The organism is Pseudoalteromonas sp. CO342X (assembly GCF_004208915.1).
Taxonomy (GTDB): Bacteria; Pseudomonadota; Gammaproteobacteria; order Enterobacterales; family Alteromonadaceae; genus Pseudoalteromonas; species Pseudoalteromonas maricaloris.
Window position 1 is genome coordinate 68,751 of sequence record NZ_SGPH01000003.1, and the last position, 11,588, is coordinate 80,338.

An 11,588-nucleotide genomic window follows, 5' to 3' on the forward strand; every position below is an offset into this window, starting at 1 on the left:
CCACTAATCCCAATAATAATTGAACTGCAATGAAAGTCGGGATGTTTCTGCATAGTCCCAACCAATCCTTACATCGGATTGAGGCGAAAGCTGGTTTGCGAGCTCAAGTTTGATATGTGCTGCGTGATGAGTGTTTTTCGAGATAGAGGTTCTGAATGCAAAAGAATTATTTAGCCTTGAAAGTAAGCCAACTTCAATACCTGGGCTGAGATAGTAATTGTTATTTATAGAAAAAGTTTCTATTGTTGCGAGAGCAAATGTGATGCTGCTAGCATTTAGCAGATGGGCGTAGCCTGCAGCAGTATTTAATCCAACAAAAGCGCAATCATTACAATAAGCCTGCTGCTTTTCATAGCCTAAGCGTAGGCGCCAAGCCCAGTTTTGGTTATCAAACCCTTTTGCATAGCTTGGATTAAAGGACTCTAAATCCAGCACGTCAAACTTGTAAATATCAATGTCGTTATCAGTTAGCGCAAGTTCTACATCCAGCATTTCTAAGTTTGAAAATTTAACTCTAGCAGTGTCTGGAGAAAGCGAATCAAAATATGTCAATCTAAAGCCAAACCTCGCGGTATACTCTGAATCGGACTGTGACTGAATGGCTAGGCTTACTTTCGACGGTTTTGTTGCTAAGTGTGGTGCTTTGTCACTTGGTGTTATAGCCAAGAGAGATTTCGCCTTACTGATGCCTGCTGGAAGCTTTATTCGTTCTTTTAGCAATACACGTTTAAACTCGCTGTTGCGTTTCTCGTCTCTTTCTAAGGTAAGTTGCAGCTGTATAAAGCTCATCAATACTTCAAGTAATATTACTTTTTGCTCAGTTGGAAGCTGTTGATACTTTTCATTATTAAAGTCTTTTTGATGGTGATAAAGATGGATTGCCAACGATCTGAGCTCAGGACTTAATTTTTCATATAGGTTGTAGAACTCACTGCTTGTTGAAGGAATATAATGAATCGCTGACACTAAAGAATTATCTTGGTGCTTAGCTTGATTCAATCTATCAAAAATAGTGACAGGGATCACCCAAGGCGGTAGGTCAGCCGTTAATGGCTTATCAAGCACAAGTTCAATAAGTTGTGCGATATGAAATGCGCAATTTTCGTCAGCAAAGTAATAATCAAATTGAGCGTTTAGTAATTCCCAAAGGTGTTTTGTAATAAGTTCGACTTCATCTGATGTTAAATTTAATTTGTACTCCCAAAGGTCACGTAGTTCATCTGCACTGTAGTTGTGGTGATGATGAAAAAAGCGCTGATCTGAAAAGCCAGCCTGATAGCCGCCAAATAATCCTTTAGTTATATAAACTAACCCATTTTCGTCCTCTGGAACGATTGCGCCATAATTGACACTCCGGTCTAACAGGATATTGTGAGCTGATTCAGAGCCGATTTTAAGTAACATATGCCCATACAGCGAGGCCGGGTTGCTCATGTATCCAGAGGCAAACACTAAGCTGATAGAATTCCAGTCACCTTCATTTTTCCATTCATCCAAAGCCACGCAAGCTGGCGCTTTTGGCAACGGAACGCCTTGGGATCTTAGCCACTTGGCTCGAGCCGGAAATTGGCACTGTGAACTAGGCTCACGTTGAAAAGCTGCAATAGTTGCATTAAGTTCGTTAGCTGGTGAAAATTGGGTGTGATCAGATAGAAAAAAAGAAGCTGATTTTATTAAACTGTGGCCATCTTTCTTTAGATGGAGAAGTTTTTGCCACGTTGTGTTTTGGGCCAGCTCGTTGGTATCAAAGCTTAATGTGGCTGTACTATAAAACAGTAAGCTGTAAGCTGAATATTTAAGAACGGTCTTCATCAAAAAAGTGAGCACAGCGCTACTAGATGTGCTCACCTATGCTATTTAGCTTGCGTTACACTGAGCTGAGTAGCTAGTCGAAACGCGAGTTTCTACGATGTTGTATAGTGCTTCAGCGTTATTCGCAGGCTGCGCTGCGTAGTCATTTCTGATAGCGGTTACAATGTCAGCTGTTGCTGCTGCGTCACAGCCACGTACTGCTAACATCGCAGATACGTATTCACCTTGACCTTCTGCAATTTCTTGCTCAAGTGTAGGGAATGTTTGCTGAATAAACATTGCAGTTTTTACTTCACGACCAGCACAAGATTCTACAGATGAAATCTTTGTAGAAACAGCGGTCGTACCAAGGTCCCAAATGATATTCGAAATTGCAGCAGCAGCACCATTATCTGGGAAGATAATTGCACCGATACCACATTCTTGCCAAGGGTTTACAGAATCAGAAGCGTGTGCAGCTAGAGGGGCAGTCATTGCACCAACGACGATTGCTGCAGCTAGAGTAGTTTTAAACATTTTACATCCTATAGTTGTTTTTATTTCGCCTAGTCTTCAAAGGCGGAACGGAATTCTATAGGTTAATTTTTAATTCCACAACAATAAACCTCTCACACTTGTAAATTTGTGTAAATGCCTCAGGCGGCTTTAGGCTACTGCTGCTATATTCAATACACTTGAATGAGTTTGGTGCTTATCATGGCAATAATTAGTGAATTTAGACCCGGTTATTTTTGTTGGATTGAATTGTGTTCAAGCGACTGGCAGTCAGCAAAACCCTTCTATAGCCAACTATTTGATTGGCAAATTCTTGACCAACCCATCGGTGAAGATTGTTATTACACCATGTTGCAAAAAGAAGTCGATGATGTCGCTGCTATGTATCAGATGACCGCTGAGCAACAACAAGGAGGCATGCTCAGTCACTGGCTTGCTTATGTGGCGGTAGACAATGTCGATGAATGTCTAACCAAAGCCAACGAACTCGGTGCTGAAGTGCTTGCAGGCCCTCATGATGTCCCAGGGGCCGGGCGAATGGTGATGTTAAAGGAGCCAGGTGGAGCGGTTTTTGCGTTATGGCAAGAGGGTGGCCATATTGGGACGCAACGTCATCTTGAAGCGAACACTCCTTATTGGTTTGAGCTAGTGAGTAAAGACAGCGCTAAAAGTCGTGACTTTTATTCTGTATTATTTGGTTGGCAAGTCGAAGTCAAAGACATGGGAAATATGGACTACACCTTGTTCAAAGTAAATGAGCAACCCGTCGCTGGCATGTTAGAAATGACGGCAGAATGGGGTGAAGATATTCCTCCGCACTGGATGGTTTACATTGCGGTATTGGATTGCGATAGTAAAACTGAATATGCCCAAAAGCTTGGCGGAGAAATTTGTGTACCGCCGACAGATATACCAGAAGTAGGTCGCTTTAGCGTGATAACTGATCCTCAAGGGGCGGTATTCTCTATCATAGAATCTGCTATGGATGATATTTCAACTTAATGCATTTCTAATTCAATCACTTTGCCATGGCAAGTGGCGAAGCTCTCAGAGAGCCGGTTTAGAATAGTATCGCGCTCTCCACTACTATTTAGCTGCTTGATAGACGTTGTTAATTTCGGCAGTAGGTCTTGGTGTTTACGATTGATATAGTGATAAATAGGATAACTCGCATCTCGTAGCCTACGCACATAAACTGTGGCGAGTCCTGACTGACATAGCGCACCAAGCGCAAATAAGTCATCAGCTAAAATTTGTTCTACATGACCTTTTTCAAGTGCTTGAAACGCAGAAACATCGTTAGAAACCGCGTTACAGGTCAACTTTTTACGCTGACAAACTTGCTCCGTTATTAAACTGCCTTGTATGACCACATAGTCTTGCCGGGTCGACAAAGTACAATGCTCCTTCTTGAGACAAAACACCGCCATTTGCACGGTTGCAAGTGGTTCGGGTATTTGAAGTAAGTTAGGATAGGCATTTGCAATAGCGCTAGTGCGTCCTGCTTCCGCATCATAAAACCCTTGATCTACATATTCTAATCCGCGCTCACTGGGTAACACGACAAGTGTGGGCGTGATGTCCAAAGGTGCATATATCTTTTGCATGAGTTGTGCGATTTGCTGTTGGCCAAGTTGATAAGCGACCAGCTCGCTGACATTGATTTGGTAGGCAAAAGTCGCCTTGTGGATAAAGAAAAGCAAGAGGGTGCTAAGTGCGAGTTTCACAACATATCCTTACGGTTGTCAGAGTTATAACTGTAGCAAAGTTGTCAGAAAGTGAAAAAGTACATCATAAAAATGAATTCAGTCGAGATTGACCTTGAGTTTAGTAAACTCATACCAATTGTAATAGCTTGAGCATAGAAATCGTGAGGAGAAGGATATGACACTACATGTTTTGGTGACCGGTGCTAATCGTGGGATCGGATTAGAGTTTTGTAAACAATACTTATCTCTAGGCTGCAAAGTAACTGCGGTTGTTCGCAAAGCTTCGGCAGAACTAGAATCTCTAGGCGTGGATATCATTGAAGATATAGATGTTGCGACGGAAAATGGCGCGAAAAAGTTATTGGCGGCATTGGGCTCGGAGAAAATAGACATTCTTATTAATAACGCTGGAGTATTTCACAATGAAACGCTAGCGGAAATGGATTTTGAAAATATCGACCACCAATTTAACGTTAATGCGTTAGGGCCAATTCGAGTTACTCATGCACTGCTCGATAACCTCAAAGCTGGTAGTAAAGTTGCCATGATCACAAGTCGTATGGGTTCGATTGCAGATAATGGTTCTGGTGGTTACATTGGTTATAGAATGTCGAAAGCAGCATTAAACGCGGCGAGTGTGAGTATGGCTCACGAGCTGAAAAACCAAGATATCGCTGTTGGACTATTCCATCCTGGCTTTGTACAAACGCAGATGGTGGGATTTGCAGGTGATATTGGTCCAGATGTTGCGGCGGAACGTTTAATTAAGAGAATTGAACACCTAACTATCGAAAACAGTGGTGGTTTTTGGCACTCCAATGGAGACACACTTCCTTGGTAATCAAGCAGGGCGCATCGTCGCCCCCTTTTCAGCCATCAGCCATCTAACTGTGCTAATATAAAGCAAATACTCAGATGGTAACCTTTGATGGAATTACAACAAGATACCCCATTATCACTGCCGCTTTTTTTGTTAGACGACAACATCGAGAATCGTGATATCGACTCTCCAGATGCTGAAGTATCAGTGATGTTGAGTGAGAACCTCCTTGCTCATTTGTGCCAAAACCCAAAAGAAGATGAGAATATTAGTTTGCACATTGATGACTATGCGCTCAACAACATTAGTACGACAGTGACTGAGTTGATAGGTGCGGAACATCAGTTGCAATTGCTCATTAATCGCGGGCCTATTCTTAGTGCTGTACTGAGCACCAGTAGCGAGGCATTGTTTGTCTCGCCTCCAGTAGAAATGATGCCGACTTTTGATCTTGGGCTGGATGACGACGAGGACGAGTAAATGTCTAAACGTGCACTGTTTTGTGCGGTGGTTGTCGCCGTGCTTTCTGGCTGTGTGGCTTTGGGCGTGTCTAAATATGATGATATGTTTGGACCGGAGCAACCCCAAGCACGAATCGAACAATATCACCTAGGCGGTGCACGTTACTTACAAAGCGTGAAGCCCATTTTGGAGTCGCGTTGTGTGGTTTGTCATGGTTGTTATGACGCGCCCTGCCAGCTCAAATTGTCATCTCCAGAAGGAATAGATAGGGGATTGTCGAAGGAATTAGTGTATGACGGTACACGGCTGTTAGCACAAACACCAACCCGGCTGTTATTCGATGCCCAAACCACGACACAGTGGCGCGAGCGTGGTTTTACCCCAGTGCTTAATGAGCGCAATCAATCTGAATACAGCAACCTAGCTGGGAGTGTGCTTTATAATAGCTTGCTGCTAAAAATGTCTCATCGTTTTCCTGAGCAAGGCATCTTGGGTAAAGAGTTTGATTTCTCTTTAGATCGAACGCAGTCTTGCCCAACTATGGATGAATTTTCTACCCTTGTGAAACGACAGCCTCATGCGGGTATGCCCTACGGCTTACCAGCGCTCACACATGATGAATTCAAAACCTTGGAAGCCTGGCTGCAAAGTGGCAGTAAAATGAGCCAGATTGCAAAGCCAAGTGTTGCAGCACAAAAAGAAGTGAAAAAGTGGGAACAATTTCTTAATCAGGACTCCAATAAGCACCGCCTTGCCGCGCGTTATATTTTTGAGCATTGGTATTTAGCCCATATCCACTTCCCTCATCTGGATGATCCTGCGTTTTTCCAATTGGTACGCTCAAGCACGCCGCCTGGCCAGCCAGTCGCACTGGTGAGCTCGGTACGTCCGTTTGACGATCCTAAGATCGATAGAGTGTATTATCGATTGATGCAAGTGCGCAGTACCATTTTGTCAAAAACTCACATGCCACTGGCATTGAACGACGCTAAGCTATCACGGTTACATCAGCAATTTTATGCAGCGGATTATCACGTGGATGAACTGCCAGGTTATGAGCCAGAGCTTGCAGCAAATCCATTTAAAGTATTCAAAGATATTCCTGTCAATTCTCGTTATCAATTTATGCTGGATGAGGCCGAGTTAATTGTAAAAGGCTTTATCAAAGGCCCTGTATGTCGGGGTCAAATAGCGCTTAATGTCATTAATGATCATTTTTGGGTGGCGTTTGTTGATCCTGAAAAAAATAGCAATGAAGCGGTGAACCAGCTGCTGCTTAAACATGATGAAGATTTGGTGCTACCTGCGGCTGAGCAAAGTAATGCGTTACCGCTTTCCAGTTGGGCTAAATACGCCACTAAGCAGCAGGATTACTTACGTGCCAAAACAGAGCTTGCAGATAAGATGTTTGCCGATGGGCAGCGCCTCAATATGGACTTGATTTGGCGTGGAGAGGGGGAAAACCCGAATGCAGCATTAACTATCTTCCGTCATTTTGATAGCGCAACGGTGGTTAAAGGTTTTATTGGTCAGCCTCCCAAAACAGCTTGGGTATTAGACTATGCCTTGTTCGAGCGCATTCACTACTTGCTGGTGGCGGGCTTTGACGTGTATGGCAACATTGGTCATCAGCTGATCACACGCTTATATATGGACTTCTTGAGGCTTGAAGGTGAGCAAAACTTTTTAAATTTACTGCCACTTAGCCATCGTCAGGAAATTAAACGCTATTGGTATCGTAAGTCACACTTGAGCTTAAGTGAGTTTATCAATCGCAAATCACTAATCGGTGCGCCAACGGGGATAAAATACGAAACGGACGATCCAAAGCAAGAGCTGTATGACAAATTGCATGCTGTGCTGAAGCCCGTTCTAAATAGGGATTATGACTATCAAGCCGTCGGCAAGCCACTGCAGACATTGAATAGCATGTCCGTTAGGGCGATTAATTTGCTTCCTCAGGTCTCGTTTATTATTACTAAGCAAAGTGACGGTTCACATCAAGCGTTCTCGCTATTACATCATAATGCCCACTACAACATCTCCAGTTTGTTAAATGAAGAAGGGCAAAGAGCGTATACCGAAGACACTGCGACGATTGTGCCAGGCTTTATCGGAGATTACCCAGAGGCAATTTGGTATTTAGAAAGCGAGGCAGCACAAGAGGACTTCGTCTCATCATTTAGTCAAATGAATAGTGAGTCTGATTACCGAGCGCTACGAGCGCGATATGGGATCCGCAGGACTCACCCAGAGTTTTGGCGTTACAGTGATTTAATTCACGATATTGCCAAGCAAACACGTGGTGTTGAATATGGTTTATTTGACTATAACAGGTTAGAAAACCGCTAAAAATGGAGTCTTCGGACTCCATTTTTTATGTGCTTTTTCTATAGTTGACTAGCTGCTTTTACCGCGGCTAGTAGCACGCTTTCATCCAGTCTCACTTTGTAATTTGGGTTTGCATATTGAAATTGGATCAAGCCTTTCTTATCGACTACAAATACCGCCGGCACCGGCAAGGCAACTTTATCGTTTCCCTCAAAATCAACAAAATTTACGCCCAACTTGTTGCGATAAGCAAGGGCTGTTTTATCATCTAGGAAATAGGCGAGACCTAACGCTTGGCTCATACGCATTTCGCTATCAGACAACAGTTGGTAGTGAGGGGGTTCAATTGTACTTTTTGCCAGCGCCTCAGGCGAGTCTGGTGCGATAGCAATAATTTGTGCCCCCATTTTAACAAGCTGTGGTTCAATTTCTTGGATCCCCGCGAGCTGTCTTGAACAGTATGGACACCAGCCACCACGATAAACCACCAGTACGGTGATATTTTCTTTATAGCGTGTCGCGAGGTCGACAGTGTTACCTGACTTATCTTTGAGTTGTAATATAGGGGCATCAATGCCTGGAAGGAGTGGGCTTACTTGTTCAGGTGCTGCGGCGATATTAGTGATTTCAGCTGCGCTGACAAAGGCTGAGCAAACCAAAGCGAGCGATAAAATAAAATGACGCATAAAAAGTTCCTAGGGTTTCAAGTTGATATCGACTCAGAAGACCTAAGCGCTGGCGAAAATCTTTCACTTCGGTATGATATCGCTCGTAATTGATTTCCATGAAGAGAGAGCACAATGTCTGCAAACATCACTAAGCTTGTGGTTATGCTAGAAATGCAACATGCCATGAACACCAAAGTACACCAACAATGGTTTGAACAAGGGTTTGAATGGTACCGCGCAATTTGGGTTGAGTGTGCAGAAATGCTAGATCACTACGGTTGGAAATGGTGGAAAAAGCAAACGCCAGATACTGAGCAAGTGATTTTAGAGCTAGTGGATATTTTTCATTTTGGCTTGTCTTTACGTATCGATGGCGAAACGTCATTTGAGCAACTAGCGACTCAATTAGAGGCTGAATTGGCAAAGCCAACTACCGCAGAAGACTTCAAGGAAACCCTTGAATTACTTGCAAGTGCGGCTGTAACCAAACGCGAGTTTGATGCCCATGCGTTTGCGGGTTGTATGCAGCAAATCGGGATGTCTATTGATGACCTATACCGTGGATATGTCGGTAAAAACACGCTTAACTTCTTCCGCCAAGATCATGGCTATAAAGATGGCTCTTACATCAAGGTATGGAATGGCCAAGAAGATAACGAACACCTAGTCGAAGTGGTGAAAAGTCTAGATACAGCGCACTCAGACTTTAAAACACATGTGTACGACGGCTTAAAAGCTCGCTACCCAGCTTAATCTATAATAGGTAGCAAGGTACGGTAATCGGAGACTGAGAGATATTCAGTGATCTCTCGTTCTGGTTGCCGACTATCAGGATTAGCAACGGCAAGCAAATGGCCAATACCAAACTCTTGCGCAGCATTTAACACGCTAATGCTATCGTCCACAAATAAAGTGCGGGACTTATCAAAGCCCAAATCACGCTCTACCTGTTGCCACAACATTTGACTTTCCTTACTTACGCCATATTCATGGGTTGAAACCAATTTGTCGAGATACTTATCGAATTGGGTACGCTCAATTTTCAAACTTAGACTGTTTGGGTGAGCGTTGGTCAACAAGATAAGCTGTTTTCCACTCTTTCTTAAGGCCTCTAAAAACGCAGGTACATCCTCACGAATTGAGATCAAGTGTTGCACTTCACGTTTAAGCTCCATAATGGGTAGCTGTAGTTGCTCCTGCCAATAATCTAGGCAATACCATTCTATCTGGCCCATTACCGCGTCATAACGGGCGAGGATGTCGGCCCTTGCAGCCTCAAGGGTTAAGCCTTGACGTTTTGCGTGTGCCTTAGGCACGACGTCGAGAAAAAAGTGATTATCAAAATGGAGGTCGAGTAATGTGCCATCCATATCTAACAAAACGGTATCGATATTTGACCAATTTAGCATAGGCATTTAACTTCAAAGGCTTTATGATTAGGTTATTCGCCATGATAGCAAATAATGATCTATGTCACATAAAAAGCATCCCACACCACCAGAAATTTTAGCTTGCGACGTCGTGGCTAAAAGCAAATTGTTCACGGTAGAAGCACTTTCGTTATCTTTTTCGAATGGCGAGCAACGAGAATACGAAAGAGTCCGTGGCGGTGGCCGTGGCGCAGTAATGATCGTGCCCATAACTGCTGATAATGAGCTATTATTAGTGAGAGAATACTGTGCAGGAACACATGACTATCAACTCGGCTTTCCCAAAGGGTTAATTGACCCAGGCGAAACCCCAGTGGAAGCGGGTAACCGAGAGCTAAAAGAAGAAGTGGGTTTTGGTGCAAATGCTTTCTCTGAACTCAAAGTAGTGTCACTGGCACCGAGTTACTTTAATGCCAAAATGCATATTTTGGTCGCTAGTGAACTTTACCCTGAACAGCTTGAAGGTGATGAACCAGAACCACTGGTAGTAGTGAAGTGGCCGCTAGATAAATTATATGATCTGTTACATCAAGAGGACTTTACTGAAGCAAGAAGTGTCGCGGCACTACTGTTATTAAAAGCACATTTGAATCTGGAGGCGTAAATTGCAGTCCTATTTAGAGCCTTGCATCGCACTGGCAAAACGTGCCGGTGAAGCCATTATGGCAATTTATCAAGCCGATGATATTGGTAAAAAAGAAAAGTCTGACCACACTCCTGTCACTGCAGCTGATTTGGCATCTAATGAGATCTTAATGGCGGGTCTTGCTGAAATAGCACCTGACATTCCGGTAATGTCTGAAGAAACACCAATTCCACCATTGAGTGAGCGACAAAGTTGGCAACGATACTGGTTACTCGATCCTATGGATGGCACTGGGGAGTTTATTCTTGAAAGCGGTGACTTTGCCGTCAATATTGCGCTCATCGAAAATAATCATCCTGTGTTAGGCGTCATTTACTGGCCATCTCAAGGGCTGACATATTACGCCAGCAAAGATGAAGGTGCGTTTAAACGTAGTGACTCGGGTGAAAGTAAACGCATTTTCGTCTCGCCAAGAGAAACGCTGACATTGGCTGTAAGCCGTAGACAAAAGCTTGAAGCGGTAAGTCAGTACTTAAATAGTCAGTTCGACACCGTGGCACTTGGATCATGTTCATTAAAAGCCTGCATTATCGCAGAAGGTAAGGCGGATTGTTTTTTACGAGTAGGACCAACGGGAGAGTGGGATACTGGCGCGTCACAGATCATCGTGGAAGAAGCCGGGGGTTGTATTACCGATGCTGAGTTTAACCCGTTGACCTACAATCGACGAGAAACTACCGAAAACCCAGACTTTATTGTTATGGGGCATCCCGATTGGCAATGGCAAAAGTTGATCAGTCCACATCATCGAACGATAGAATAAATAACGGCTTAAGTTGAAGGTTGTGGGATTTTTGCGCACTTGAATTGTTTTAAGCATTAAATCCCTTGCAATAAAATTTTAATCCATTATTATAGCGGCCTCTTGAAAAGGAAGTCCTTTTTAAGAATATACAGGCGCGGGATGGAGCAGCCTGGTAGCTCGTCGGGCTCATAACCCGAAGGTCGTCGGTTCAAATCCGGCTCCCGCAACCAACATCAGTTGGATGTATAGAGTCTCAAGTACGAGACTTAAAATTAAGTACAAATACAGGCACGGGACGAAGCAGAATGATAAATCATTCGTCGGACTCGTTAAACCTGAAAAGAATCGAAGGTCGTCGGTCCCCGACGAAGAATAGATTCACAAAAATATACAGGCGCGGGATGGAGCAGCCTGGTAGCTCGTCGGGCTCATAACCCGAAGGTCGTCGGTTCAAATCCGGCTCCCGCAAC

Annotated in this window: 12 protein-coding genes and 2 tRNA genes; 9 read left to right on the forward strand and 5 right to left on the reverse strand. The window is 43.7% G+C overall.

Annotation, left to right across the window (positions count from 1 at the left end; translation table 11 throughout):
* Nucleotides 1–3: 3 nt before the first annotated feature.
* Nucleotides 4–1,848, reverse strand: coding sequence for a DUF4105 domain-containing protein (locus EXT47_RS00695; protein WP_240701578.1), 1,845 nt, complete (start codon nucleotides 1,846–1,848; stop codon nucleotides 4–6).
* 9 nt (nucleotides 1,849–1,857) lie between these two features.
* Complete coding sequence (locus tag EXT47_RS00700) at nucleotides 1,858–2,328, reverse strand: DUF3015 family protein (protein WP_069023445.1); 471 nt, start codon at nucleotides 2,326–2,328, stop codon at nucleotides 1,858–1,860.
* 180 nt (nucleotides 2,329–2,508) lie between these two features.
* On the opposite strand from EXT47_RS00700, the gene EXT47_RS00705 reads away from it, so the two are divergent.
* On the forward strand, nucleotides 2,509–3,309 hold the full coding sequence (locus EXT47_RS00705) for a VOC family protein (protein ID WP_130125720.1): 801 nt from the start codon (nucleotides 2,509–2,511) through the stop codon (nucleotides 3,307–3,309).
* On the opposite strand, the gene EXT47_RS00710 is transcribed toward EXT47_RS00705, so the two are convergent.
* The gene (locus EXT47_RS00710) at nucleotides 3,306–4,034 is read right to left on the reverse strand and encodes a transporter substrate-binding domain-containing protein (RefSeq protein ID WP_130125721.1); all 729 of its coding nucleotides are present in this window, start codon (nucleotides 4,032–4,034) and stop codon (nucleotides 3,306–3,308) included. The genes EXT47_RS00705 and EXT47_RS00710 overlap by 4 nt on opposite strands.
* A gap of 157 nt (nucleotides 4,035–4,191) precedes the next feature.
* Here EXT47_RS00710 and EXT47_RS00715 point away from each other — a divergent pair, with 157 nt between their 5' ends.
* From EXT47_RS00715 to EXT47_RS00725, 3 genes are all read left to right on the forward strand, one after another.
* Entirely contained in the window at nucleotides 4,192–4,857 is a 666-nt protein-coding gene (locus EXT47_RS00715; protein ID WP_010607904.1) for an SDR family oxidoreductase, read from the forward strand.
* A gap of 87 nt (nucleotides 4,858–4,944) precedes the next feature.
* Complete coding sequence (locus EXT47_RS00720; RefSeq protein WP_130125722.1) at nucleotides 4,945–5,316, forward strand: hypothetical protein; 372 nt, start codon at nucleotides 4,945–4,947, stop codon at nucleotides 5,314–5,316.
* A complete protein-coding gene (locus EXT47_RS00725) occupies nucleotides 5,317–7,650 on the forward strand; it encodes a fatty acid cis/trans isomerase (protein ID WP_130125723.1) in 2,334 nt (777 codons plus the stop codon).
* A 38-nt stretch (nucleotides 7,651–7,688) separates the two neighbouring features.
* Here the strand turns inward: EXT47_RS00725 and EXT47_RS00730 are convergent, their stop codons facing one another.
* Nucleotides 7,689–8,315, reverse strand: a complete 627-nt coding sequence (locus tag EXT47_RS00730) for a peroxiredoxin-like family protein (RefSeq protein WP_130125724.1) — start codon at nucleotides 8,313–8,315, stop codon at nucleotides 7,689–7,691.
* A gap of 114 nt (nucleotides 8,316–8,429) precedes the next feature.
* Here EXT47_RS00730 and EXT47_RS00735 point away from each other — a divergent pair, with 114 nt between their 5' ends.
* Entirely contained in the window at nucleotides 8,430–9,050 is a 621-nt protein-coding gene (locus EXT47_RS00735) for a dUTP diphosphatase (RefSeq protein ID WP_130125725.1), read from the forward strand.
* On the opposite strand, the gene yrfG is transcribed toward EXT47_RS00735, so the two are convergent.
* A complete protein-coding gene (yrfG, locus tag EXT47_RS00740) occupies nucleotides 9,047–9,706 on the reverse strand; it encodes a GMP/IMP nucleotidase (protein ID WP_039494826.1) in 660 nt (219 codons plus the stop codon). The two genes, EXT47_RS00735 and yrfG, sit on opposite strands and share 4 nt — an antisense overlap.
* A 61-nt stretch (nucleotides 9,707–9,767) precedes the next feature.
* Between yrfG and nudE the strand changes: the two genes are divergently transcribed.
* The 4 genes from nudE to EXT47_RS00760 all read left to right on the forward strand — a co-directional run bounded on the left by nudE (nucleotide 9,768) and on the right by EXT47_RS00760 (nucleotide 11,587).
* Entirely contained in the window at nucleotides 9,768–10,331 is a 564-nt protein-coding gene (gene nudE / locus EXT47_RS00745; RefSeq protein WP_017219353.1) for an ADP compounds hydrolase NudE, read from the forward strand.
* Nucleotide 10,332: 1 nt separating this feature from the next.
* A complete protein-coding gene (gene cysQ, locus EXT47_RS00750; RefSeq protein ID WP_039494709.1) occupies nucleotides 10,333–11,136 on the forward strand; it encodes a 3'(2'),5'-bisphosphate nucleotidase CysQ in 804 nt (267 codons plus the stop codon).
* 135 nt (nucleotides 11,137–11,271) lie between these two features.
* Nucleotides 11,272–11,348 (forward strand) — tRNA-Met (locus EXT47_RS00755).
* Nucleotides 11,349–11,513: 165 nt separating this feature from the next.
* A tRNA-Met gene (locus tag EXT47_RS00760) sits at nucleotides 11,514–11,587 on the forward strand.
* The last annotated feature ends 1 nt before the right edge of the window (nucleotide 11,588 follow it).